Origin of the sequence: Inquilinus ginsengisoli (assembly GCF_031453975.1) — a bacterium.
Classification (GTDB): Bacteria; Pseudomonadota; Alphaproteobacteria; order DSM-16000; family Inquilinaceae; genus Inquilinus; species Inquilinus ginsengisoli_A.
Genome location: NZ_JAVDPW010000011.1, coordinates 135,331 through 160,347 on the forward strand (window position 1 = coordinate 135,331; position 25,017 = coordinate 160,347).

The 25,017-nt window shown below is 70.0% G+C and carries 17 protein-coding genes; 9 read left to right on the forward strand and 8 right to left on the reverse strand.

Annotated features, from left to right (window positions below):
• Window positions 1–7: 7 nt before the first annotated feature.
• The 3 genes from E9232_RS28650 to E9232_RS28660 are packed head-to-tail and all read right to left on the reverse strand — an operon-like array spanning window position 8 to window position 3,556.
• The gene (locus tag E9232_RS28650) at window positions 8–1,003 is read right to left on the reverse strand and encodes an ABC transporter permease (protein WP_309800002.1); all 996 of its coding nucleotides are present in this window, start codon (window positions 1,001–1,003) and stop codon (window positions 8–10) included.
• A complete protein-coding gene (locus tag E9232_RS28655; RefSeq protein ID WP_309800004.1) occupies window positions 1,000–2,562 on the reverse strand; it encodes a sugar ABC transporter ATP-binding protein in 1,563 nt (520 codons plus the stop codon). Before E9232_RS28655 ends, E9232_RS28650 begins: the two co-directional genes overlap by 4 nt.
• 49 nt (window positions 2,563–2,611) lie before the next feature.
• Window positions 2,612–3,556 carry a sugar ABC transporter substrate-binding protein gene (locus tag E9232_RS28660; protein WP_309800006.1) on the reverse strand — a complete coding sequence of 315 codons (945 nt, stop codon included), beginning with the start codon at window positions 3,554–3,556 and terminating at the stop codon, window positions 2,612–2,614.
• 171 nt (window positions 3,557–3,727) lie between these two features.
• Here E9232_RS28660 and E9232_RS28665 point away from each other — a divergent pair, with 171 nt between their 5' ends.
• Window positions 3,728–4,738 (forward strand): LacI family DNA-binding transcriptional regulator, encoded by a 1,011-nt coding sequence (locus tag E9232_RS28665; protein WP_309800010.1) that lies wholly within the window; start codon window positions 3,728–3,730, stop codon window positions 4,736–4,738.
• A gap of 29 nt (window positions 4,739–4,767) precedes the next feature.
• On the opposite strand, the gene E9232_RS28670 is transcribed toward E9232_RS28665, so the two are convergent.
• Both E9232_RS28670 and E9232_RS28675 read right to left on the reverse strand, forming a co-directional pair.
• Window positions 4,768–5,700, reverse strand: coding sequence for a succinylglutamate desuccinylase/aspartoacylase family protein (locus tag E9232_RS28670; protein WP_309800012.1), 933 nt, complete (start codon window positions 5,698–5,700; stop codon window positions 4,768–4,770).
• A gap of 123 nt (window positions 5,701–5,823) precedes the next feature.
• Window positions 5,824–7,032, reverse strand: coding sequence for an MFS transporter (locus E9232_RS28675; protein ID WP_309800014.1), 1,209 nt, complete (start codon window positions 7,030–7,032; stop codon window positions 5,824–5,826).
• A gap of 147 nt (window positions 7,033–7,179) precedes the next feature.
• Here E9232_RS28675 and E9232_RS28680 point away from each other — a divergent pair, with 147 nt between their 5' ends.
• The 3 genes from E9232_RS28680 (at window position 7,180) to E9232_RS28690 (ending at window position 12,196) form a co-directional block, all read left to right on the forward strand.
• A complete protein-coding gene (locus E9232_RS28680; protein WP_309800015.1) occupies window positions 7,180–8,130 on the forward strand; it encodes an AraC family transcriptional regulator in 951 nt (316 codons plus the stop codon).
• A gap of 200 nt (window positions 8,131–8,330) precedes the next feature.
• On the forward strand, window positions 8,331–10,688 hold the full coding sequence (locus E9232_RS28685; protein WP_309800017.1) for a xanthine dehydrogenase family protein molybdopterin-binding subunit: 2,358 nt from the start codon (window positions 8,331–8,333) through the stop codon (window positions 10,686–10,688).
• 545 nt (window positions 10,689–11,233) lie between these two features.
• Entirely contained in the window at window positions 11,234–12,196 is a 963-nt protein-coding gene (locus E9232_RS28690; RefSeq protein WP_309800019.1) for an OmpA family protein, read from the forward strand.
• Between the two features lie 38 nt (window positions 12,197–12,234).
• Here E9232_RS28690 and E9232_RS28695 read toward each other — a convergent pair whose 3' ends face one another.
• From E9232_RS28695 to acnA, 3 genes are all read right to left on the reverse strand, one after another.
• Window positions 12,235–15,807, reverse strand: coding sequence for a molybdopterin cofactor-binding domain-containing protein (locus E9232_RS28695; protein WP_309800020.1), 3,573 nt, complete (start codon window positions 15,805–15,807; stop codon window positions 12,235–12,237).
• Window positions 15,804–16,295: a (2Fe-2S)-binding protein gene (locus E9232_RS28700; protein WP_445351994.1), complete on the reverse strand. Its 492-nt coding sequence runs from the start codon at window positions 16,293–16,295 to the stop codon at window positions 15,804–15,806. Before E9232_RS28700 ends, E9232_RS28695 begins: the two co-directional genes overlap by 4 nt.
• A 230-nt stretch (window positions 16,296–16,525) precedes the next feature.
• A complete protein-coding gene (gene acnA, locus E9232_RS28705; protein WP_309800023.1) occupies window positions 16,526–19,138 on the reverse strand; it encodes an aconitate hydratase AcnA in 2,613 nt (870 codons plus the stop codon).
• A 119-nt stretch (window positions 19,139–19,257) separates the two neighbouring features.
• Between acnA and E9232_RS28710 the strand changes: the two genes are divergently transcribed.
• The 5 genes from E9232_RS28710 (at window position 19,258) to E9232_RS28730 (ending at window position 24,979) form a co-directional block, all read left to right on the forward strand.
• Window positions 19,258–20,145, forward strand: coding sequence for a GntR family transcriptional regulator (locus E9232_RS28710; protein ID WP_309800026.1), 888 nt, complete (start codon window positions 19,258–19,260; stop codon window positions 20,143–20,145).
• Window positions 20,146–20,418: 273 nt separating this feature from the next.
• Window positions 20,419–21,495 carry an amidohydrolase family protein gene (locus tag E9232_RS28715; protein WP_309800028.1) on the forward strand — a complete coding sequence of 359 codons (1,077 nt, stop codon included), beginning with the start codon at window positions 20,419–20,421 and terminating at the stop codon, window positions 21,493–21,495.
• Between the two features lie 4 nt (window positions 21,496–21,499).
• On the forward strand, window positions 21,500–22,378 hold the full coding sequence (locus tag E9232_RS28720) for an alpha/beta hydrolase family protein (RefSeq protein WP_309800030.1): 879 nt from the start codon (window positions 21,500–21,502) through the stop codon (window positions 22,376–22,378).
• Window positions 22,379–22,440: 62 nt separating this feature from the next.
• Complete coding sequence (locus E9232_RS28725; RefSeq protein WP_309800031.1) at window positions 22,441–23,994, forward strand: ABC transporter substrate-binding protein; 1,554 nt, start codon at window positions 22,441–22,443, stop codon at window positions 23,992–23,994.
• A 40-nt stretch (window positions 23,995–24,034) separates the two neighbouring features.
• The gene (locus E9232_RS28730) at window positions 24,035–24,979 is read left to right on the forward strand and encodes an ABC transporter permease (RefSeq protein ID WP_309800033.1); all 945 of its coding nucleotides are present in this window, start codon (window positions 24,035–24,037) and stop codon (window positions 24,977–24,979) included.
• Window positions 24,980–25,017 lie beyond the last annotated feature (38 nt).

The window sequence follows — 25,017 nt, forward strand, 5'->3', positions numbered from 1 at the left end:
AGATCTCCTAGCGTTCCGCGATCGTCCGGCCGAGGCTGGAAAGCCCGACGGCGATGATGAGAATGGCGCCCTGCAGCACGTATTGGGAATAGGTCGGGGCGCCGAAGATGTTCAGCCCGTTGAAGCCGAAGGCGATGATCAGGGCGCCGACCATGGTGCCCAGCACATGGAATTCGCCGTCGCGCAGCGTGGCGGAGCCGAGGAAGACGGCGGCGAAGGCGGTCAGCAGATAGCTGTCGGCGGCGCTGGTGGTGCCGCTGCCCAGGCGCGAGGCCAGCAGGATGCCGGTCAGCGCGGCGCACATGCCGGAGACGACGAAGCCCAGCGTCTTGATGCGGTCGACATTGATGCCGGCCAGGCGGGCCGCCGCCGGGTTGCCGCCCACCGCCTGGATCTCCTGCCCCAGGGCGGTGCGCTCGACCAGGATCCACAGGGCGCCCAGCACCAGCGCCATGATGATGATGTTGTTGGGGATGCCGAACAGCCAGCGGCCGAGCGAGATCTGCAGGAACGCCTCCGGCACGCCGGACACGATCGGGACGCCGGCGGAATAGGCGAAGGACAGGCCGGTCAGGATGGTGCCGACGCCCAGGGTGGCGATCACCGAATTGACCTTGATCTTGGTCACGATCAGGCCGTTGACCAGGCCGATCAGCGCGCCCAGCACCAGCACGATCAGGATGGCGACCGGGATCGGCAGGCCGTTGCCGACGATCAGCCCGGTGACCAGCACGCCGTGCAGGCTGGCGGCGAAGCCGATCGACAGGTCCAGCTCGCCCACCACCACCGCCAGGGTCAGCCCGCCGGCGATGATCATCGCCAGGGACGCCTGGTTCAGCACGTTGGTGAAGTTGTTGACCGTGGGGAAGGCCCGGGGGGAGAGCACCGAGAACGCCAGGATCATCAGCACCAGCCCGAGGATGGTGGCGTAGCGGGCGAACAGGCCCAGGGCCAGCTTCGACTGCGGCGACAGACGGCGGCTCGCGGCGGCGGTCTGCGTCATCGGACACTCCTTTCGGCCGCGGCCGCGGCATGGCCGGCGGCGTAGCTGGCCTCGACGATGGAATTGCGGGTGATCGCGCGCCCCGCCAGCTCCCGCACGATCCGGCCTTCGGCCATGACCAGGACGCGGTCGCACAGATCGGGCAGCTCGTCCGGCTCGGACGAGATCACCAGGATGGACATGCCGCGGGCGGCGAGGTCGCGCAGCAGGCGGTGGATCTCGCCGCGCGACCCGATATCGACGCCGCGCGTCGGCTCGTCCAGGATCAGCACCTTCGGCCCGCGCAGCAGCCAGCGGCCGATCACCACCTTCTGCTGGTTGCCGCCGCTCAGCCGCCCGACCGGTGTCTCGATGCTGCGGGTCTTGATCGCGAGGTCGCGGACGATCGCCAGCGACGACGCCTCCCGCCGCCGATGGCTGATCAGGGGCAGCGCCGGGGCGCGGATGATCTGCCTGAGATTGGCGATCTGCAGGTTGAAGGCGACGCTCTTGGTCAGGACCAGGCCTTCGGCCCGGCGCTCCTCCGGCACCAGCCCCAGCCCGGCCGCGACCGCCTGGCCGGGGCTGCGCGGGGCGAAGGGCGCGCCGTCCAGCACCATGGTCCCGGCCTCGGCCCGGTCTGCGCCGTAGATCAGCCGCGCCAGCTCGGTGCGGCCGGCGCCGACCAGGCCGCCGATGCCCAGCACCTCGCCGCGGCGCAGTTCGAAGCTGACGCCCTGGACCCGGGGCTGGCGGGCCATGCCCGACACCCGCAGCACGGCATCGCCGCCGACGGGCTCGCCGCGGGCCGCGTCCGCCGGCCGGGTCTCGCCGCCGACGATGGCCTCGACCAGGGCGGTCCGGGTCAACGCGGCCTTGCCGATCTCGGCCACCGACCGGCCGTCGCGGAACACGGTGACGCGGTGGCACAGCCGCAGGATCTCGTCCAGCCGGTGCGACACGTAGAGGATGGCGACGCCCGAGGCGGTCAAATCCTCGATGATGCCGAACAGCCTCTCGCTCTCGCTCGCCGACAGCGACGCCGTCGGCTCGTCCATCACGATCAGCCGCGCCTTGCGCACCAGCGCCCGGCAGATGCTGATCAGCCAGTTCTCGGCGATCGACAGCGTCTTGGCATCGGCATGGAGCGAGGCGGTGATGCCCACCCGCCGGGCGATCGGCGCCACGTCGCGTTCGATCGCCGCCCAGTCGACCATGCCCAGGCGCCGCTTCTTCGGCACGCCGAGCATGATGTTCTCCAGCACCGTCATGCCGGGGACGAAGGCCAGCTCCTGGTGGATGAAGCCCAGGCCCAGGGCGGTGGCGTCCTGCGGCGAGGCGATGGCGACCGCGGTGCCGTCGATCCTGACCTCGCCGGCATCCGGGTGGGTCAGGCCGGCCAGCACGCGGATCAGCGTCGACTTGCCGGCGCCGTTGGCGCCGACCAGGCCATGCACCCGCCCGGCGTCGAGCGAGAGCGAAACCCCCTTCAGCGCCTGGACGCCGCCATAGGATTTCGCCACCTCCCGGGCGACCAGGAAGGGGCCGGCGGATGCCGGGGAAGGGTCCTGGGTGCTCATGCGCCGCCCGGGATTCTGCGCCGTCCGACCGCCATTCGCCGTCCGCAGCTCACTTGCCCAGCGCCTCGGGATGATCCTTCACGAACTGCTCGACCGTGTCCTTGGTGACGAGGACGGCCGGAACCTCGACCGCCTTCGGCGTCCAGCCGGCGCCGGCGGCTTTGATGTCGACCAGCAGCTTCACCATCTGGTGGCCCTCGGTGTAGCTGTCTTCCCATGCTGTCGCGTCCATGTGGCCGCTGCGGATGTTCTCGATGGCCTGGGCGTTGCCGTTGACGCCGTACACCTTGACGTCGTCGCGGCCCTGCTGCCGCAGCGATCCGATGGCGCCGATCGCCGGATCGTCCCAGCAACCCCAGATCGCCAGGGCCTCGTCGCCCTGCGGGTGCGAGGCCAGCCAGGCGTTGGCGTATTCCGCGCCGTCCTGGAAATAGCCGGGGATCCGCACCTCGTTCTTGGTGACGGTGATGCCGGGGCTCTTGGCCACGATCTCGTCGAACAGCGACTCGCGGTTCCGGCAGACCTCGCCGGTGCGGTAGGTCAGGGCCAGGACGCTGCCCTTGCCGCCGAGATCCGCGACCAGCTTGTCGATCACCGGCTGGGCCAGGGGCGCGCCGGACCCGTTGGTGGCGGCCACGCTGCTGCCCAGCCCGCCGCCCCAGGTCACGACCGGCACGCCGGCATCCTTGGCCGCGGCCAGGCCTGCGCCGATCGAGGAATAGGGGAACACCATGTCGACGACAGCGCCGGCGCCGCGCTGCACGAAATTCTGGATCGCGGCATTGGCCTGGTCGGCGTTGCCGGCGGCGTCGATCACCGACACCTCCCAGCCCAGCTCCTTGGCCGCCGCGGTCGCGCCGGCGATGTAGCGGACGTTGTTGGCCTCGGTCGCGGCGATCGAGACGATGCCGAGCAGGGGCTTGTCCTGCGCCACGGCCGTGCCGGCCGGCAGGGCCAGGATTGCGGCGAGCATGCCGAACAGCGGGGTCTTCATGGTCTTCCTCCCTTTCGCGGCGTGTCGCGCAAGGTCCAGCGAACGCCATCTAACCGTTTCGCTAAACTCGACAATCTCGTTCGTTCTTGCAAGCGTAAAATTCGATACATGTCGGCTGGACAAGGCTGTATCGATAGGCGAAAGTCGGCGAAACGATTAGCTGAGTGTTCGGTGGCAACCATCAAAGATGTCGCACGGCTGGCCGGTGTCTCGACCGCCACCGTCTCCGCCGTGGTCAACGAGACGGCCTATGTCAGCCCGTCCCTGCGGACCCGCGTGCTGGCCGCCATCAGCGAGTTGCAGTATGCGCCGTCGGCGGTCGCCCGCAATCTGAAGCGCGGCCGCAGCCAGCTGATCGCGCTGGTGGTCGCGGATCTGGCGAACCCGTTCTTCGCCCGCATCGTCTGCGCGGCCGAGGCGGCGGTGGCCGCCTGGGGCTATTCGCTGGTGGTGTTCAACAGCGACGAGAAGCCGGATGCGGAGCGCCGCGCCCTGTCGCGGATCCGGATGCTGTCCTGCGATGGGGTCGTCCTGGTGCCGGTCGGGCTGCCCTCGCACTATCTGCGGCGCGATTTCGAGGGCAATTCGATGCCCATGGTGCTGTTCGGCCGCACCGTGGACGAGGACCGGTCAGACACCGTGACCCTCGACAACATCTCGGCGGCGAAGCAGGTGACGAACTACCTGCTCGACCTCGGCCACCGCCGGATCGGCACGATCACCGGCCCGCTGCACCTGACCACCGGCCGCGGCCGTCTCGAGGGCATGCTGCAGGCGATGGAGGCGCGCGGCGCCGCCCCGCGGCCCGAGCATGTCCGCAGCGGCGAGTTCCGCGAGGACGTGGCCTATTCCGTGGCGCGCGAGTTGCTGCTGCTGCCGGACCGGCCCTCTGCTCTCTATGTCGCCAACGGCGTCATGGCCCTGGGCGCGATGCGGGCGATGGTCGATCTCGGCCTGCGCTGCCCGGACGACATCTCGATCGCATCGACCGACACCATCCCGGGGATCGGGGGCCTGCGCCCCCGGCTGACCCGGACGGAGCATCCGGTCGGCGACATGACCAACGAGGCGCTGCGGCTGCTGGTCGACCGCATCGACCGGGGCATGGAGCTGCCGCCGCGCAATGTGGTGTTCCAGCCCGCGCTGGTCCTCGGCGACAGCTGCGGCCCCATCAGCCTGTAAGGGGCATCAAAGGCTGACCGAACGTTCGGTCAATTCTGGAGCGGGGTTCCGACCCCGAGCAGGGCCTCGCCCCGGTTCACGGCCAGGCTGCTCAAGCGGTACAGAATGAAGCCGTCCTGCTGCGAGCGGATGGTCTCGCGCACCGCCCCGAAGACGTCGCGGATCTCACCGAGCACGTCGCCCGCCGCGACCGTCTGCCCGATCTCGGTTGCCGGGTACCACAGTCCGTCGGCGCCGGCGGCGGGAACCCACATCGTCACCATCCGCGGCCGCTCCTGCGGTGCCGCCGGCACCGGTCCCGGGATCATGCCGAGATGGTGCAGCGCCCGGTCGATCCCCGCCGTCATCGCGGTGACGCCGGCCTCGTCCCACAGGCCGTTGCCGCCGACCTCGGCGATCAGGCTGGGCACGCCCAGCCGCCCGGCCGCGTTGATGGTGTAGCCTTCGCCGCCCGCCGCGACCGACACCGGCAGGCCGAAGGCGATCGCCAGCGCCTGCGAGGCCTCGCTGCCGCTGGGAAACAGCGAGAACGGCGCCAGCGCCTCGCTGAGATCGCCGCCATGCAGGTCGAGATAGGCGTCCGCCTGCGGATAGATCTTGGTCACCAGCCAGTCCGCCAGGCGCTCGCTCAAGGTGCCGTCCGGCCTGCCCGGGAACATCCGGTTCAGGTTGCGCCCGTCCTCCGGCATCACATAGATGCTGCGCTGGCGGAAGCCCGACGGGTTCAGGATCGGCAGCACCAGGATCGTGCCCGCCAGGCCGTCCGGAGCCTGGCCCATCAGGCGCAGCGCCGCTTCGATCGAGCAGTATTCGGACCCGTGCACCCCCGCGGTCACCAGCAGGATGGGGCCGGGCGCCGCGCCCTCGACCAGGCCGAACGGAATCTCCAGCCCCTCGACCGGGGTGATGAAGCCGCGCTCGGAACGGGGCGTTCCGGTGTGCAGGGCCGGCAATGTGTCCATCTCGAACTCGCTGAAGGGGCTGCGGGCTGGGTAGATTGCCGCCGAGGAGGAGGCCGGGATAGCCCCTTCATGGACCGCCAGCCGGCGCCCGATGAAACCGGGCGCCGGCAACCCCGACGGATGTTACGGGGTTACGGTGGCGGTGGTCCGGCCCTTGATGCCGACCAGGATCATCAGCGCCGCCAGCAACAGGACGAGGCCGCTGGCGGTGAAGACGCCCAGCGCGCCGCTCACGTCGAAGATGGCGCCGCCGGCGGCGGCTCCCATCGCGATGGCGAACTGGATCGCCGCGACCAGCAGGCCGCCCGCGCTCTCGGCCTCATCGGGAACCGTGCGGGTCAGCCAGGTGGACCAGGCCACCGGCACGGCGCCGAAGGCGACGCCCCACAGGGCCACCATCACCGCATTCGCCACCGGGGCGCCGCCGCCCAGGGCCACGAAGCCGAGCCCGAGCACGCCCATGGCCAGCGGCATCAGCAGGATCGCCAGCCGCATGCTGCGTTCGAGCAGCACGCCGCCGAGGAAGGTGCCGAGGAAATTGGCGATGCCGAAGCCCAGCAGGATGCCGGACACGCCGGTGATGCCGACCCCGGTCACCGTCTCCAGGAACGGGCGGATATAGGTGAAGAAGGCGAAATGCCCGGCGAACACCAGGAGGGCGGCGATCATGCCGAGCCCGACCTGCGGCCGCGCCAGCACCTCGACCAGGGTGCGCAGGCGGGTCAGCCCGCTCGGCGCCATCCGCGGCAGCGTCGCGAACTGCACGGCGAGCGCCAGCACGCCCAGCACCGCCGCCAGCAGGAAGACGTCGCGCCAGCCGATCACGTCGCCGAGATAGCTGCCGACCGGGGCGGCGACGACGGTCGCGGCGGAGACGCCGCTGAACAGCAGCGAAAGGGCCCGGGGCACCATCGCCTCGGGCACCAGCCGCATCACCGTGGCCGCGGACATGGTCCAGAAGCCGCCGAGCGCCAGGCCGAGCAGCACGCGCCCGAGCAGCAGGGCGGGCAGGCCGGGGGCGAAGGCGACCAGCAGGTTCGAGACCGTCAGCAGGACCGAGAAGGCCAGCAGCACGATCCGCCGGTCGACGCGCCGGGTCGCGGCCGAGACCAGCAGGCTCATGACCAGCGCCACCACCGCAGTCGCCGTCACCGCCTGGCCGGCCACGCCCTCCGACACGCCCAGATCCGCCGCCATCGGCGTCAGCAGGCTGGCCGGCAGGAACTCCGCCGTCACCAGCCCGAACACGCCGAGCGTCATCGAGAAGACGGCACCCCAGGCCGGTGCCTCCCGCGCCGGCGCCGCATCCGCCCGCTGTGTCCAATCGCTCATCTGTCTGTCTCTCGAAGAGGTTCTGCTGCGATGCAGCAGAAGGTAAGATGGACTCCCCGGACGATCTATGCCAGATACTCCGGAATGTTTGACCCTGCGTCCGAAATGCAGCCTGAGGCGGCCAACCCCCGACCCTCGGACGATCTCGTGAGCGAGCTGCTCCTCGGGATGCGCCTGGTCGGGGTGCAGTATCGCCGGATCGAGATCGCGCCGCCCTTCGGGATCGGCTTCGGCATCGTCGAGGGTCGGGCGCAGTTCCACTTCATCGCCCGCGGCCCGGTGTTCCTGCGCACATCGGGCGGGGCGCTTCAGGCGCTCGGCACCGGCGACGCCGTGCTGCTGCCGCGCGGCGGGGCGCATGAGCTGCTATCCGCGCCGGACCTGCCCAGCCGCGACATCGCCAGCTTCGAGACCGCGCCGTTGTGCAAGACCGTCGGCGCCATCCGGGCCGTGCCGGACGAATCCGGCGGGGCGAAGGGCGTGCTGGTCTTCAGCGGCTGCATGGAATTCGACCTCGGCGGCATGCATCCGCTGGTGGCGCTGATGCCCGAGGTCATGATGGTCGGCACACTGCTCGACCGCTATCCCGAGATCCTGCCGATGCTGGAGGCCATGGCGCGCGAGGCGTGCACGGAGCGGGCGGGCTTCGCCGCGATCCTGGCGCGGCTGGCCGATGTCGTCTCGGCCTCCATCGTCCGTGGCTGGGTGGAGTGCGGCTGCGGCGGCGCTGCCGGTGGCGGCTGGATCGACGCGCTGCGCGACGCGCGGCTGGGCCGGGTCATCACCGCCCTGCACCGCGATCCCGGGCGGGACTGGACGGTGGCGGAGCTGGCGGCGGAGATGGGCAGTTCCCGCTCGGTCTTCGCCGAGCGCTTCCTGGCGGTCACCGGCCTGACCCCGCTGCGCTATCTGGCGGATCTGCGGATGCGCCTGGCGGCGCAGTGGATCGGGCGCGACCGCATGCCGATCGAGGCTGCGGCGCATCGTCTCGGCTACGGGTCTCAGGCCGCCTTCAGCCGGGCCTTCAAGCGGGTGATCGGGCAATCGCCCGGCGCCGTCCGCACCAAGGCTCCTGCCGGCGCGGGGCACGCCGCGTAGGCGGTCGCGCCGCGGGGGTGGGCGAATCGCCCGCCGACACCGTCGAGGCCTGCGCCCATCGGACAGGAGTGTTGCCAAATCGGCTTCTCTCATCCCGGTGACGACCTTTAGTCTGGAGCTATTGTCCTTCGAACCTTGGCCGGCGCCTTGCGATCATGGGCGAGGCCGAGGTGCCGCCAGCCAGCATCGAGACCTCACCGATGAACAAGCCAGCCACGGCCGAAGACGTCGCCGCGTTGCAATTCGGCATCGGCCAGCCCGTCTCCCGCCTGGAAGACCCGACCCTGCTGCGGGGCGAGGGGCGCTACACCGACGATGTCAGCCTGCCGGGCCAGGCCTATGCCGCCTTCGTGCGCAGCCCCCATGCCCATGGCACGATCGGGGCCATCTCGACCGAGTCGGCCCGCGCCATGCCGGGCGTGCTCGCGATCTACACCGCGGCCGATCTCGCCCCGATGGGTTACGGGCCGCTGAAATGCGTGATCGCGTTCCAGAACCGCGACGGGTCGCCGATGACGACCCCGCTGCGCCACGCGCTGGCCTCGGGCAAGGTGCGCTTCGTCGGCGACCCGGTCGCGGTGGTGATCGCCGAAACCGCCCATCAGGCGCGCGATGCGGCGGAGGCGGTGGAGCTCGACATCGATCCGCTGCCGGCGGTCACCAGCGTCGGCGATGCCATCCGGCCCGATGCGCCGCTTCTCTATGACGACGCGCCCGGCAATGTGGTGCTCGACTATCACTTCGGCGATGCGGAGAAGGTGGCGGAGGCCTTCGCCCGGGCGACGCATGTCACGCGGCTGGAGATCCTCAACAACCGCATCGTCGTCAACCCGATGGAGCCGCGCGCGGCGGTGGTGGGCTATGACGCCGCGACCGGCCGCTTCACCGTCCATGCGCCGAGCCAGGGCGTGTTCGGCAAGCGCAACAACCTGGCCGAGGCGATGGGCATTCCGGCCGACCGGGTCCATCTGATCACCGGCAATGTCGGCGGCTCCTTCGGCATGAAGGGCGCGGTGTTCCCGGAATATGTCTGTCTCATGCATGCGGCGCGGCTGCTCGACCGCCCGGTGAAGTGGACCGACCAGCGCTCCGACAGCTTCATGTCCGATCATCATGGGCGGGACATGGAGGTGGTCGCCGAACTGGCGCTCGACGCCGACGGGCAGTTCCTCGCCACCCGCTTCACGGGCTACGGCAATCTCGGCGCCTACCTGTCGCCGGTGGGGCCGATGATGACCACCCTCAACATCGCCAAGAACTCGATCGGCATGTACCGCACGCCGCTGGTCGAGGTGAACACGATCTGCGCCGTGACCAACACCGTGCCGATCGGCGCCTATCGCGGCGCCGGCCGGCCGGAGGGCAACTACTACATGGAGCGGCTGATCGACACGGCGGCCGCCGAACTCGGCCTCGACGGGGTCGAGCTGCGCCGGCGCAACATGGTGGCGCCGGGCCAGCTGCCGTGGCGGACGCCGGCGGGCACGGCCTATGACAGCGGGGACTTTCCGGGCCTGCTCGGCCGTGCCATCGAGGCGGCGGACTGGGCCGGCTTCGCGGCCCGCCGGGCGGAGAGCGCCGCCCGGGGCCGGCTGCGTGGCCGCGGCATCGGCTGCTATCTCGAGGTCACGGCGCCGCCGACCAACGAGATGGGCGGCATCCATTTCGAGTCGGACGGCACCGTCACCATCGTCACCGGCACGCTCGACTACGGCCAGGGCCACTGGTCGGCCTTCGCCCAGGTGCTGCATTCGAAGCTGCGGATCCCGTTCGACCGCATCCGCCTGGTCCAGGGCGACAGCGACCGCCTGATCGCCGGCGGCGGCACCGGCGGCTCGAAGTCGATCATGGCCAGCGGCGCCGCGATCCTGGAGGCGGGCGACCTGGTGATCGAGAAGGGGCGCCAGATCGCCGGCCACCTGCTGGAGGCCGGGGCCTTCGACGTCGAGTTCGAGGATGGCCGCTTCACCGTCGCCGGCACCGACCGCGGCGTCGGCATCATGGAGCTCGCCGGCCGGCTCGCCGCGGGACTCAGCCTGCCGGCCGATATCCCTGACACACTCGACGTCGACCACATCTTCAAGCAGGCGCCGTCGGCCTATCCCAATGGCTGCCACATCGCCGAGGTCGAGATCGATCCGGACACCGGCATCACCGCGGTTGTCAGCTATGTCATGGTCAACGACTTCGGCACGCTGGTGAACCCGCTGCTGGTCGAAGGCCAGCTGCATGGCGGCGTGATGCAGGGCATCGGCCAGGCCCTGATGGAACGCACCGTCTATGATTCGGACGGCCAGCTGACCACCGGCTCCTTCGTCGACTACCAGCTGCCGCGGGCCGCGGACGCGCCGCCGGTCTTCACCTTCGAGAGCCGGCCGCAGCCGACCGCGACCAACCCCCTGGGGGCCAAGGGCTGCGGCGAGGCGGGCTGCGCCGGCTCACTGCCGGCCGTGATGAACGCCGTGGTCGACGCCCTCTCCGGTCTCGGCATCCGGCATGTGAACATGCCCGCGACTCCGCTCGCGATCTGGAACCTCATCGCGGCGCAGCGGGTGTGACGGCCTGCTGCCGTTGCCTTCCGGAGGGGCGGTCTCGCCGCTTCTGAGGCCACGGGAGCAAGTTTTTTAGGCAGTCCTGTGAATGAATAAACTTTCATCATTTAGGGCTTGCCACTCTCGTCGGGAATGTGGTTATGTTGCGGTGCGGTATGCAGCGATGCTGTAGGCCGTAACGCACTTCTTGGGCGTTTCCTCCCTAAACTCGGGCCGCATCTTTGCGGCCCGTTTTCTTTTGGGATGGCCTCCGTTCAGATCGGCACCCCACCCGATAAGACAGCAGTGCCTCGGCCCATCCGATGCGGGTGCGACAGCTGGTGCGCAGCTGATAGCCGCGGTGAAGGCGGGGTCGGCTCCCGATTTTTTCAAGGCTCGGCCTGCATTTACGCCGAATTCCTAATGTCCCTGGGTCGATGTGAATCGGCTTCAACCTGCAACATGGTCGCCCTGCGCCATTTTGACATACATTCAAGGACGTATGCATCTGTATGGTCGGCATGGGGACGAGCCGGTGAAATCAGACCGACCAACCACTCGTGGAGTCAGGAATGTACAGACGCTATGTCTTCGCCGCCGGAGCGGCCGCGCTGCTCGCTGGAACGCCAGCCATGGCGCAGCAGGCGCCCGGCATCTATGTCGGCGCCGGTGCCGGCGTCAATTTTCTGCAGGGGAACAACCTGAACAAGGACGACTATGACGTCGGGCCGGCGGGCGACCTCTATGTCGGCTACGCCTTCGGGAATGGCTTCCGCAGCGACCTGGAGGCCAGCATCCGTGAGAACAGCCATGACGGCAACAACCACCAGACCACCTACGGCCTGATGGCGAACGGCTACTACGACTTCGATTTCGGCTCGCCCTTCGTGCCCTATGTCGGCGCCGGCGTCGGCCTGGCGCTGATCGACGCCGACTTCAACCCGAGCGGCGGCGGGCGGTTCTTCGACTCGACCAAGGCGGCCTTCGCGTATCAGGGCATCGCCGGCGTGGCGTACAACTTCATGCCGAACATGGCGGCCACCCTGGAATACCGCTACTTCGGCACCCAGGGTAAGACCTTCCAGGACAATGGCGTCCGGATCAAGTCGGACAGCAACAACAACCACAGCATTCTGGTCGGCCTGCGCTACTCCTTCGGCGAGGGTGAGGCCCCGGTCGCGGAGGAGGTCGCGCCGATCGCCCAGGCCCGCAGCTATCTCGTCTTCTTCGATTTCGACAGCTCGAAGCTGACGCCGGAGGCCAAGCAGATCGTCAACTCGGCCGCCACCGACGCGCTGCAGGGCAAGGCCACGCAGATCAACGTCACCGGCCACACCGACCGGTCGGGGTCTGACAAGTACAACCAGGCGCTTTCGGTCCGCCGCGGCGAAGCGGTGCGCCGCGAACTGGTGACCGACGGGGTCGCCGACAATGCGATCGTCGTCCGCGGCGTCGGCGAGGCCGATCCGCTGGTGCCGACCGCCGACGGTGTGCGCGAACCGCAGAACCGCCGGGTCGAGATCGTCCTGAACTGAGGCCGGAGGGAAGGGGGCGCTGGCCCCCTTCCGTCAGATCAATGGGCGGCCGGGTCCGCCCTCAGCCGCCGGACGGTGTCCGCGGTGTTTTCCCAGGGCTGTCTGCCGGGGGCGAAGCGGCCGCGGATATAGGCGGCCAGGTCGGCGATCTGGCTGTCGTCCAGCACCGGGCCGAAGGCCGGCATCGCGCCGGCATGCGCCAGTGTCGGGCTGGCCGCCCCGTTCAGGATCACGCGGATCAAATTGTCCGGGTGGTCCGAATGCACATTGCTGTTGAAGGCCAGGGACGGGCGGATGCCGAACAGGTCCGGCCGCTCGCCGCCGTCATGGCACACCGCGCAGGCCCCGTCATAGAGCCGGCCGGCGCGGCTGATCTCGGTCGATGCCGACGCGGCCGAGGCCTCAATCGCCTGGACGGCCGCGGTGCGGTCGCTCTCCGCGACATCAGCGGGACCATGGGAGGCGAGATAGGTCGCCATGGCGCGGATGTCCTGGTCCGGCAGCGCCGCCAGCTCGGCCACGACAGGGGCCATCGGGCCGCCGGCGGGCCCGTGCAGCGGCGAATAGCCGGTGCGCAGGTAGTCGAACAGATCCTGTTCGCTCCACGGCACCGGCGCCTTGGACAGGCCGTTCAGCGCCGGCGCCTCCCAGCCTTCCGCCCAGCCCCCTGCCAGGATCGCGTCCTGCCCGGACTTCTCGGCACCCAGCGCGTTGCGCGGCGCATGGCAGGCGGAGCAGTGGCCGAGTCCCTCGACCAGATAGCGCCCCCGGTTCCAGTCGGCGGAGCGCTCGGGATCCGGCTGGAGCTCGCCGCTGCGCAGGAACAGCGCGTTCCAGCCGGCCACCAGCGGCCGCAGGTTGAAGGGGAAGGGCAGCTTCGTCGCCGGCGGCGTCGAATGCACCGGCTCCTGCGCCATCAGATAGGCGTACAGCGCCTGCATGTCGGCATCCGCCACCCGGGTGAAGTGGGTGTAGGGGAAGGCGGGATAGAGGTGGTGCCCGTCGCGGCTGATGCCCTGGCGCATGGCGCGCTCGAAGGCGGGATAGGACCAGGCGCCGATGCCGGTCTCGACATCGGGCGTGATGTTGGTCGTGACCACGGTGCCGAAGGGCGTCGCCATGGCATGGCCGCCGGCATTGACCACGCCGTCCGGCCCGGTGTGGCAGACGGCGCAGTCGCCGAGGGCGGCAAGCTGGCGGCCGCGTTCGATCGTCGCCGCCGAATAGACCGACGGGTCGGGGCGGGCGATCGGCGCGATGGCCGGCCGCCAGGGCAGGGCCGCCACCATGGCCCCGGCCAGGGCGGCGCCGGCGCCCAGCAGCCACGCCTTCCAGGATCGATGACTGCGGCTCGGCGGCACGGGCTGCCCCAGCGCGGGCAGCGGAACCGGCATCTGCGGCGTGGGCGATGCCAGCATGCCCTCTCGGGCCAGTGCGGCCTTCACCTTCTCCGGCGTGAACGGCGGCTCACGGAAGCGGATGCCGCAGGCGTCGTAGATCGCGTTGGCGATCGCGGCCGCGCTGGGCACCGAGGCGGATTCGCCGGCGCCCAGCGGCGGCTGGTCCGGCCGCTCGATCATCAGCGTCTCGATCGGCGGCACGTCCGGGAACTTGATCAGGGGATAGCCGCCCCATTCCCGCACCGCCGGCATCCCGCGGTCGAAGCGCACCTCCTCGCGGGTGGCGCGGCTGATCGACTGGATGACGTTGCCGTGGATCTGGTGCTGCACCCCCGCCGGGTTGATCATCAGCCCGGCGTCGTGCCCGTTGGTGATCTTGGTGACCGCCACCTCGCCGGTCGCCCGGTTGACCTCGACATCGGCCACCCAGGCCGACCAGGCCGCGCCATAACCGGGAAACTTGCTGTGGACGTACAGCGCATAGGCGAAGCCGCGGCCGCGCAGGATGTCGCCGTCGCCGCCCTCGGAACCCCAGGAGGTGCGGGGCACCCATCCGGCCTCGGCGGCGGTGCGTTCGACCAGGTCGCGGGCCCGCGGGTCGTGCAGGTAGCGCAGCCGGTATTCGACCGGGTCGACCTGGGCCGCCGCCGCGGCCTCGTCGATCCAGCTCTCATGCGCGAAGCTGTTGGGCAGGGCCGAGACGCCGCGCAGCCATGAGGCGCGCACGATCGGCGGCATGTCGTGGATGGTGACGCGGCGGTTGGCGTAGTCGTAGGGCGGGATCGAGGTGCGGTCCCCCATCTCGAGCACCTGCGGCACCGGCGGGACCTTGCCGGTCAGCAGCAGCGCCAGGGTCGGGGCGCCGTTCGAGGGGTAGCGCGACTGGTAGTCATAGGCGATGGCGTCGCCCGCCGCGTCCAGCCCGCCATCGACCTCGATCAGCTGGGCGGTGCCCTTGGGCTCCCAGACATGCTCCTGCTCGCGGGTCAACTGGACCCGCACCGGGCGGCCGACCGCGCGCGACAGCAGGGCGGCGTCCGCCGCCACGTCGTCGGCGCAGTTGCGGCCATAGCAGCCCGCCGCCTCCATGCGGACCAGGTCGACCGCGCCCTCCGGCAGGTCGAGCAGCCGGGCGATGTCGGCGCGCAGGGGATGGGGGTTCTGGGTGCCGGCCCAGACCCGGGCCCCGCCCGGCATCACATCGGCGACGGCGCAGGATGGGCCGATCGAGCCGTGCAGCTGGTAGGGCCAGACATAGCGGCGTGCCAGCCGAGTCGCCGCGCCCGCCAGCGCGGCCGCGACATCGCCCTTGTCCTCCAGCCGCCGCGCGGTGGAGGGGTTGGCGAGCAGGGCGCCGGCGAGGTCGTCCAGCTCCGGCAGCCGCGGCACCGGCTTCCATTCGACCCGCAGGGCGTCCATGGCTGCGATCGCCTGCTCCTCCCGCTCGGCGACGACGCCGACGAAATCGCCGATCGCCACCACGGCGACGAAGCCGGGGAGGTGGCGGACCGACGCCTCGTCCACCGCGATCAGGCTGGTGCCGACGAACGGGCCATGGTCGACGCCGGCATAGGGCGGCCGGACCACGCGGCCATGCAGCATGCCGTCGATCCGGACATCATGGACGAAGACCAGGCCGCCGGTGGCCTTGGCCGGGATGTCGACGCGCGGCTGGCGCTGCCCGACGATGCGGTAGTCGGAGGCGGGCTTGACCGCCTGCCGGTCGTCCAGCACCAGCCGGATGCGCTCGCCCTCCAGCAACTCGCCGTAGCCGACGCGCCGGTTGCCGCCCTCGACCCCGATCAGCCCGTCCTCGACCCGGAGGACGCCGACGGCCACGCCCAGCCATGCGGCGGCGCGGTCCAGCAGCGCGGTGCGGGCCTGGGCCGCGGCCTGGCGCAGGGGCACGGCGGTGTTCTGGATGGTGTCGCTGGCGATGGTCGCGCCCTGGTCCGGCGCGCGCGCGGTGTCGCCCAGCACCATCTCGACCGACGCGACGGCGATGTCGAGCTCTTCCGCCACGATCTGGCTCAGCGCGGTGCGGATGCCCTGGCCGAGATCGACATGCCCGGAATAGCCGATCACCGCGCCTTGCGCCGACAGGCAGATGAAGGGCTCGATGGCGGTCCCGTTCATCCGATAGACCAGCAGGGTCCCGGCCTCGTCGAACAATTCCTGGGCGGTCAGGCCCGCCAGGGCGGATGGGGTCATGGCGCGCGCGGCCCGCTGGTCAGGACGACTGCGCGATGCACCGAGGCGAGGATCTCGACATGGGTGCCGCAGCGGCACAGGTTGAACCGCAGCGCCTCGCGGATGTCCCGGTCGGACGGGTGCGGATTCACGGCCAGCAGCGCCACGGTGCGCAGGATCATGCCGTTCAGGCAGTAGCCGCACTGGGCGCCCTGTTCCTCGATGAAGGCGCGCTGCACGGGATGGGCGGCATCCACGGTGCCCAGCCCCTCCAGCGTCGTCACGGCATGGCCTGCCGTCGCGCCCACCGGCAGCACGCAGCTGCGTGCCGCCTTGCCGTCGACCAGCACCATGCAGGCGCCGCATTCGCCCAGGCCGCAGCCGTATTTGGGGCCATTGAGCCCGAAATCGTTGCGCAGGACATGCAGCAGGGGCGTGGCGGGATCGGCGGGGGACCGCATCTCCGCGCCGTTCACCTTCACAACGATGTCCGCCCTCGCGATCTTCACCGGGGTCCAGCCATGCTCACATACGGACGGCGAAGCGCGACAGCGCGATCAGGCCGCAGGCCAGTGTACATGTTTCCTCGGCAGGGCGACTCCAGCAGCAATCGATTATTGGCGCGCCTATTGTTGGTGTACAAATGATTTTTGCATCGGGAGCCGGCACCCGGGCGGCGATCGGCTTTTCCGGGTGGCGGCGACTGCCTAGACGCCTCCGAGGGCGGGGCTCGGAGCCTTCATCGACCATGTCCAGGCGTCGCGGCGCGCGCGATGATCAGCGGCATGATTCCGCCGGCCTGCAGGACCGCGACCTCGAGCTGGGTCTCCACTGCGACGGCCGCCTCGAACGCATCGACCTGCCCGTGCGGACGCCGGATCCTGACCTGCGCGGTGCCACGCGGGCGCAGCGCCTCGGGCGGCGCATCGACCTCGATCCAGTCCTGCGGCGTGATCGCCAGGTCGGCGGGGCGGCACCCCTCCGGCAGGCGCAGGGGCAGCACGCCCATGCCGACGAGGTTGGAGCGGTGGATCCGTTCGAAGCTGGAGGCCAGGACGGCGCGCACGCCCAGCAGCGCCACGCCCTTGGCGGCCCAGTCCCGCGACGACCCCGCGCCGTAGCGGTCGCCGGCCAGCAGCACCACCGGGATGGCCGCGTCGCGATAGCGCTGTGCCGCCCGCCACAGCGGCAGCACCTCGCCCGAGGGGGCATGGATCGTGGTGCCGGGGGCCAGCGCCGGGGCCAGCAGGTTGCGGACCGTCCGGTTGGTGTAGAGGCCGCGCCGCATCACCTCCCAATTGCCCCGCCGCGCGGCGAAGACGTTGAGGTCGCGCACATCCTCGCCGCGATCGGCCAGATAGGCGCCGGTGTCGCTCTCCGCCGGGATCTGCCCGGCCGGCGAGATGTGGTCGGTGGTGATGTCGTCGCCGAGCACCATCAGCGCCCGCGCCCGGTAGCATCCCAGCCGGCGCGGCTGGTCCTGCGCGGCGAAGGGTGGGGGGCTCACATAGTTCGAGGCCCCGCTCCACGGGAACAGCGTCGTCGCCGGGGCCTCCAGGGCGTTCCAGGCGGCGTTGTCATGCGCGGCGGCGAAGGCGGCGGCGAAGTCTTCGGGATTGCTCGCGCCCCGCAGCGCCAGGTCGATCTCGGCCCCGCCCGGCCACAGCTCGCGCAGGAAGACGGGCCGGCCGTCCAGTGCCTGGCCCAGCGGGTCTGTAAGGATGTCGCGGGCGACGTCGCCGGCCAGGGCATAGGCGACGACCAGCGGCGGCGAGGCCAGGAAGCCGGCCTCGATCTGCGGATGCACCCGCCCGGGGAAGTTGCGGTTGCCGGACAGCACCGCCGCCGCGGCCAGGCCGCCCCGGATCGCCGCATCCATCACCGGCGCCAGCGGGCCGGAGTTGCCGATGCAGGTGGTGCAGCCATAGCCGACGATGCCGAAGCCGAGGGCCTCGAGGTCGGCCAGCAGGCCGCTGCGTTCGAGATAGCGGGCGGCGGCGGGCGATCCCGGCGCCAGCGAGGTCTTGACCCAGGGCGGCGGGCGCAGGCCCAGCTGCCGCGCCTTGCGGGCCAGCAGGCCGGCGGCGACCAGCAGCCGGGGATCCGACGTGTTGGTGCAGCTGGTGATGGCGGCCAGGGCGACGGCGCCGTCCGGCGGGGTGGCGCTGTCCGGGGCGGGGTGCAGCGGGCGGCCATGCACCTGTTCCAGGGCACGCGGCGCCGCGGCGGGCGACAGCCGGTCCTGCGGCCGCCACGGCCCGGCAAGGCTGGTCGCGATGCCGTCGAGGTCGATCCCGACCACATCGGTGTACAGCGGCGTCGCCTGCGGGTCGAACCACAGGCCCTGGCGCCGGGCGACGGCCTCCACCCGGTCCAGCAGGGACGGGGGGCGCCCGGTCTCGGCGAGATAGCGCAGGGTCCGCCCGTCGATCGGGAAATAGCCGGTCGACCCGCCGAACTCCGGCGCCATGTTGGCCACCACCGCCCGGTCGCCGGCCGACAGCGACGAGACACCGGGGCCGAAGAACTCCACGAACTCGCCGGACAGCCCGTGCTGGCGCAGGCGCTCGGTGACGGCGAGGGCGAGGTCGGTCGACAGCACCTCGTCCCGCAGCACTCCGGTCAGCCGCACGCCGACGATGTCGGGGATGCGCAGCATGACCGGCATCCCGAACATGACGCTCTCGGCCTCGATCCCGCCGACGCCCCAGCCCAGCACGCCGATGCCGTTGACCATCGGCGTGTGGCTGTCGGTGCCGATCAGCGTGTCCGGCACCGCCCAGGGGCCGTCCGCCCTGTCGGCCAGGGCGACGACGCTCGACAGCTGCTCCAGGTTCATGGTGTGCATGATGCCGGTGCCGGGCGGGTGGACGGTGACGCCGCGCAAGGCCTGGGTGGCCCATTTCATCAGCCGGTAGCGCTCGGCGTTGCGCTCGATCTCGCGGCCCATGTTGAAGGCCAGCGCGTCGGCCGTGCCGTAGCGGTCGACCGCCACCGAATGGTCCACCGAGACGTCGACCGGCAGGACGGGGTTCAGCGCGGCCGGGTCGCCGCCCGATTCCGCCAGCGCGTCGCGCATCGCCGCAATGTCCACCAGCGCCGGCACGCAGGTGGTGTCGTGCATCAGCAGCCGGGTCGGGTGGAAGGCGATCTCCGCATCGCTGCGGCGCGGGCCGAGCCAGTCGCGGAAGGGGGCGCAGGCGTCGGGGCCGGGAGCGCCGGCATGGCGGACGACATTCTCGATGATGATCCGCATCGACCAGGGGAACCGCGAGAGGTCCGCGCCCAGCAGCGCCGCCAGGTCGATGAAGCGGACGGGCTGACCGCCCAGGTCGAGAGTGCTAGACGTCATCCAGGAACAGCCCGTCGCGGAAAGTCGATGCCTTATTGCATAGTGCTGATATATAATGCAATGACGGTCGCGTTGCCCATCCTCGGGCAAGGCGCGGGCGGAGTGCAGTGAGGAAACCGATGCCGCAGTCGCCGCTGACACCGCAGATCGCCGCCCGCATCCTCGACTACGCGCGCGACCAGCCGCTGCGGGCCAACGACCACCTGCCGGCGCAGAAGCTGGCCGACCTGTTCCGGGTGTCGCGGTCGCCGATCAACGATGCGCTGAAGCTGCTGGAGGCGAAGGGCATCGTCCGCCGCGAGGCCAATCGCGGCTTCTTCCTGGCGCAGGACCCGGCGGCGCTGGCGGCCGACATCTCCGGCGAGGGAAGCCCGGAGGCCGGTGAGGAGGTCTATTTCCAGATCGCCGATGATCGCCTGTCGGGCCTGCTGCCGGACCGCATCAGCGAGAACGAGGTCATGCGCCGCTACGACCTCTCGCGCAGCGAGGCGATGCGGATCCTGACCCGGATGACGCGGGAGGGCTGGATCGAGCGTCTGCCCGGGAAAGGCTGGGGTTTCCTGCCGGTCCTGACCTCCGGCGAGGCCTATCGCATGGCCTATCTGTTCCGCATCGCGATCGAACCGGCCGCCATCCTGCAGCCGGGCTTCACGGTCGACGAGGAGGCGTTCCGGCGCGCCCGGGCGCAGCAGCAGAGCCTGCTGGACGGCGACTATCGCACCCTCTCGCGCACCAAGCTGTTCGAGATCAACTCCCAGTTCCACGAGATGATCGTCGCCGGCTCCGGGAACCTGTATTTCGTCGAATCCATCCGGCGGGTGAACGCCAGCCGCCGCCTGGCGGAGTACCGCAAGACGGTCGACCGCAGCCGCCTGGTCGGCCAGTCGCTGGAACATCTCCGCATCCTCGACCTGCTGGAGGCGGGCGAATTCGCCAAGGCGGCCGAGTTCATGCGCTTCCATCTGGAATACGCCCTCCAACTGAAGTCCGATGGGACCCTGGGCTAGGCTTCCGACCGGTCCGTCAGGGTCCGGCGCGACGACAACGGTGGTTTGCCCGAAGAAACAAATTGACTTACGTAAAATCAATATGCAATCGATCGGACAGCAAGGGCACCCCAAGGCTTGAGGGTCGCCCATAGGGACATTCCCGGCGGGACGCCATCCAACCGGTGTTCACGCCTGACGATCTGGAGGGTCCGGAAATGCCAGAGGAACGATCGGCATGAGCCTGCGGCGCTTTCCGCGCTTCCGCGTGGCCGCCGATCGGGGGCGGGCCGGATGATCGCGCCCTACGATCCCAGCCGGAATGCGGTGCGGTCGCTGCGCGAGCTGGCGGAATGGCAGGCGGATGACCTGGAGCCCGCGCTCGACCCCGGCCTCCCCATCGTCGACACCCATCATCACCTGTGGCGGCGCGACCGCGGCGACTACCTGCCGGCCGACCTCACGGCGGATTTCGGCGGCCACAATGTGGTTGCCACTGTCAGCATCGAATGCGGCGCGGGCTATCGTCCGGACGGTCCGGAGGAGATGCGCCCGATCGGCGAGACCGAGTTCATCGCGGCGGAAGCCGCGGCTGCCGGCACCGGGACGGGCCTGTGCGCCGGCATCGTCGGGCGGGCCGATCTCCGCCTCGGCGACCGGGTGCAGGCGGTGCTCGAGGCCCAGATCGAGGCTGGGCAGGGCCGTTTCCGCGGCATCCGCCAGCCGCTGCGCTGGGATGCGGCCGGCATCGGCATGTTCGGCCAGCCGGGGCCGCGCGCCCTGGCGCTGGATCCGGCCTTCCGCGACGGCTTCGCCCGGCTGGCGCCGCTCGGCCTCAACTTCGACGCCTGGGCGTTCCACCTGCAGCTGGAAGCGGTGGCGGACCTAGCCCGCGCCTTTCCGGACACTATCATCATCGTCAACCATGTCGGCGGGCCGCTGGGCGTCGGCCCCTATGCCGGCCGCCGGGACGAGGTGTTCGCGCTGTGGCGCCGGGGCATCGCCGCGCTGGCGCAATGCCCCAATGTGCTGATGAAGATCGGCGGGCTCGGCATGCTCTATTACGGCTTCGGCTTCCACGAGCGGGCCGCGCCGCCGGGATCGCCGGAGCTGGCCGCCGCCTGGAAGCCTTATATCGACGAATGCTTCGAGCGCTTCGGCGTCGGCCGCTGCCTGTTCGAGAGCAACTTCCCGGTCGACAAGCAGAGCTGCAGCTACCGGACGCTGGTCAACGCCTTCAAGCGGCTGACGCACGGCTTCTCCGCGGCGGAGAAGGCGGCGTTCTTCAGCCGCAACGGCGCGCAGGCGTACCGGATCGATCTCGGCCGGGCGCCCGTGCCGCGCCCCCGCTTTTCGCCGACCAGGAGATGAAACCATGACCGACGCCGCCCTGGCCCGTGACCCGGCCGCCGAATTCGCCGAGCGCAACCGGGCCCAGTTCGATTTCGACCGCACCACCATCTTCGCCAGCAAGGCCGATCCGCGCTTCGCCTATTGCCTGTACGTGCCGCCGATCGCCCCGGGCGGCACGGCCCCCGACCTGGTCGTCGCCATGCACGGCACCGGGCGCGACTTCGTCGGGTACCGCGACGCCTTCGCCGAATTCGGCCGCTGGAACAACTGCATCATCCTGGCGCCGCTGTTCCCGGTCGGCGTGCTGGGCGACGGCAACCGCGACGGCTTCAAATACATGCGCGAAGCCGGCATCCGCTACGACCAGGCGCTGCTCGACATCGTGGCGGAGGTGGGCGAGCGCTACGGGCAGGCCTTCGACCGCTTCGCCCTGTTCGGCTATTCCGGCGGCGGCCATTTCACCCATCGCTTCCTGATGCTGCATCCCGACCGGCTGTGGGCGGCCTGCATCGGCGCGCCCGGCTCGGTCACCCTGCTCGACCCGACGCGGGACTGGTGGGTCGGCACCCGGAATGTGCAGGCGCTGTTCGGCGCCGCCGTCGACACGGCCGCACTGGCGCAGGTGCCGGTGCAGATGGTGGTCGGCGCCGCCGATCTCGAGACCTGGGAGATCACCCACCGTCCGGGCAGCCGCCACTGGATGCCGGACGCCAACCACGCCGGCAGCACCCGGCCGGAGCGCCTGGCCAGCCTGAAGGCGTCGTTCCAGGCGGCGGGCGTCGCCGTCCGCTTCGACCAGGTGGCGAACATGGCCCATGACGGAATGCAGGCGGTGCCGCCGGTCCAGACCTTCCTGGCCGAGGTGCTGGGACAGCGCAGGGCGGGCCGCAACGCGACCTGACCGATCACAAGAGCAGGCGCCGAAGACAAGGGCGCCGCCGAGAACCAAACAGGAGGCTGACCATGAAACGCTTGCTGCTGGCCACTACGCTTGCTGGGGCCACTGCATTGGCCGGGCTTGCCAGCCCGGCCTTCGCCCAGACCATCACCGCCGCCCTCAACCAGGACATCCGCAGCTCGAACCCCGGGGTGAACCGGGACGGCAACACCGACATCGTGATCCTGCACGTGGTCGAAGGCCTGGTCGGATATTCCGAGGGCGGAGAGGTCGGGCCGCTGCTGGCGCAGAAGATCGACGTCTCGCCCGACGGCAAGACCTACACCTTCACCCTGCGCAAGGGGGTGAAGTTCCACAACGGCGCCGCGATGACCTCGGCCGACGTGCTGTGGAGCTGGAACCGCTACATGGACCCGAAGACGGAATGGCGGTGCCTGCCCAGCTTCGACGGCCGTAACGGCATCAAGGTGGTGTCCGCCACGGCGCCGGACCCCGACACCTTCGTGATGACGCTGGACGAGCCGAACGCGATGTTCCTGAACACGCTGGCGCTGACCGATTGCTGCGGCACCGGCATCCTGAACCAGGAGTCGGTCAAGGCCGATGGCAGCTGGGACAAGCCGATCGGCACCGGCCCGTTCAAATTCGGCGAATGGAAGCGCGGCCAGTCGGTGACGCTGGACGCCTTCGACGACTATGTCTCGCCCCCGGGCGACAAGCGCGACGGGTTCCTGGGCCTCAAGAAGGCGCTGGTGAAGCAGGTGCGCTTCCTCGCCGTCCCCGACGCCGCGACCGTCAAGGCCGGGCTGCAATCCGGCGCGATCGACGTGTCGTCGGTGCCGGAAAGCGAGGTGGCGGAGCTGCAGGCTGACCCGAACCTTGCGGTCGAGCTCGGCACCAACCCGGTCCGCCACAGCATCATCCTGCAGACCCGCGATCCCGTGCTGAAGAACATCAAGATCCGCCAGGCCATGGCCGCGGCGATCGACTATGAGGAACTGGTCAGCGCCGTCACCGACGGGCTCGGCAAGGTGAACAACTCGCCGATCTACCGGACGTCGCAATATTACGGCCCGGTGGAGCAGCAGGGCTTCACCTACGATCCCGAGCACGCCAAGAAGCTGCTCGAAGAGTCCGGTTACAAGGGCGAGCCGATCACCATCTACGCCAACAAGCGGTCGACGGTGCCCAGCTTCAACACCGCGGTCATCGCCCAGCAGATGTGGCAGGCGATCGGCCTGAACGTCCAGATCGAGGTGCTCGACTGGGCCACTCAGCTCGATAAGTACAACACCGGCGCCTACATGATGGAGGCGACGTCCTATTCGCTGCGCTTCGATCCGGCGCTCGGCTTCGAGCAGATCTCGGGCCCCAAGGACAAGCAGCCGCGCAAGGTGTGGGAGAACCCGGAGGCCCTGGCCCTGATCGACAAGGCGATGAAGGTCACGGATCCCAAGGAACGCCAGGCGCTGTTCGACACCCTCCACAAGATGCTGCTGGAGGATGTGCCGGTCATCTTCACCCACAACGACAACGACTGCCTCGCGCACAACAAGCGCATCACCGGCCTCAAGCCCTGGGCGTCGAACCTGATCCTGTGGGACGTGGGCAAAAGCTGACCGGCCGCGCCAGAAGGTCCCCCATGCAAGAGACGATGACATGCTCCGCTTCGCGCTGACGCGCATAGCCATGGCGGTGCCGACGCTGCTGATCGTCGCAGTGTCGGTGTTCGTCCTGATCCGGCTGATCCCGGGCGACCCGGCGTCCCTGATGCTGGGGGACCTCGCCGACCCGGCCAGCCTGGCCGACCTCAGGGCCAGGCTCGGCCTCGACCAGGGCATCGTCGTGCAGTTCGCGATCTGGTTCGGACATCTGCTGCAGGGCGACCTCGGCCAGTCGATCACCTCGGGGGAGGCGGTGCTGCCGCTGATCCTGTCGCGCTTCACGATCAGCGCGCAGGTGGTGCTGGCGGCGGTGCTGCTGGCCAGCCTGGTGGCGGTGCCGGCCGGGGTCATCGCCGCCTGGCGCCAGAACAGCAAGACCGACGTCGCGGTGGTGGCGACGGCGACGCTGTTCCTGTCGGTGCCGACCTTCTGGCTCGGCCTGCTGCTGCTGCTGTTCCTCGGACTCAAGCTCAGCTGGCTGCCGGTGGTCGGCTACGTCTCGATCGGCGAGGACCCGATGCGGGGGCTCCTGTACCTGGTCATGCCGATCGTGACGCTGTTCCTGCACGAGACCGGGGTGATCCTGCGCATGGCCCGCGCCTCGACGCTCGAGGTGCTGCGGCTCGACTACATCACCCATGCCCGGGCCAAGGGCCTGTCGGAATTCGCGGTGCTGCGGCGGCACGCCTTCAAGAACGCCTTCGGCCCGACCTGGACCCTGATCGGCCTGGTGCTGGGCAATTTGCTCGGCGGCATCGCGGTGGTGGAGACGGTGTTCACCATCCCGGGCCTGGGCCGTCTGCTGGTCGATTCGATCTTCGCCCGCGACTATCCCGTCATCCAGGGGTGCCTGCTGTTCGTCGCGGTCACCTATGTCCTCGTCAATCTGATCGTCGATCTCTGCTACCCGATTTTCGACCCCAGGGTGGCCGTCGAATGATGAACCCTTCCTTCAGCGCCGCCACTGGCGGCCACCCG

Coding starts and splice junctions, on each gene's coding strand:
- E9232_RS28725 (WP_309800031.1), top strand. CDS start 22,441: ATGAAACGCTTGCTGCTGGCCACTACGCTTGCTGGGGCCACTGCATTG.
- E9232_RS28715 (WP_309800028.1), top strand. CDS start 20,419: ATGATCGCGCCCTACGATCCCAGCCGGAATGCGGTGCGGTCGCTGCGC.
- acnA (WP_309800023.1), bottom strand. CDS start 19,138: ATGACGTCTAGCACTCTCGACCTGGGCGGTCAGCCCGTCCGCTTCATC.
- E9232_RS28685 (WP_309800017.1), top strand. CDS start 8,331: ATGAACAAGCCAGCCACGGCCGAAGACGTCGCCGCGTTGCAATTCGGC.
- E9232_RS28650 (WP_309800002.1), bottom strand. CDS start 1,003: ATGACGCAGACCGCCGCCGCGAGCCGCCGTCTGTCGCCGCAGTCGAAG.
- E9232_RS28655 (WP_309800004.1), bottom strand. CDS start 2,562: ATGAGCACCCAGGACCCTTCCCCGGCATCCGCCGGCCCCTTCCTGGTC.
- E9232_RS28730 (WP_309800033.1), top strand. CDS start 24,035: ATGCTCCGCTTCGCGCTGACGCGCATAGCCATGGCGGTGCCGACGCTG.
- E9232_RS28695 (WP_309800020.1), bottom strand. CDS start 15,807: ATGACCCCATCCGCCCTGGCGGGCCTGACCGCCCAGGAATTGTTCGAC.
- E9232_RS28675 (WP_309800014.1), bottom strand. CDS start 7,032: ATGAGCGATTGGACACAGCGGGCGGATGCGGCGCCGGCGCGGGAGGCA.
- E9232_RS28690 (WP_309800019.1), top strand. CDS start 11,234: ATGTACAGACGCTATGTCTTCGCCGCCGGAGCGGCCGCGCTGCTCGCT.
- E9232_RS28670 (WP_309800012.1), bottom strand. CDS start 5,700: ATGGACACATTGCCGGCCCTGCACACCGGAACGCCCCGTTCCGAGCGC.
- E9232_RS28660 (WP_309800006.1), bottom strand. CDS start 3,556: ATGAAGACCCCGCTGTTCGGCATGCTCGCCGCAATCCTGGCCCTGCCG.
- E9232_RS28710 (WP_309800026.1), top strand. CDS start 19,258: ATGCCGCAGTCGCCGCTGACACCGCAGATCGCCGCCCGCATCCTCGAC.
- E9232_RS28720 (WP_309800030.1), top strand. CDS start 21,500: ATGACCGACGCCGCCCTGGCCCGTGACCCGGCCGCCGAATTCGCCGAG.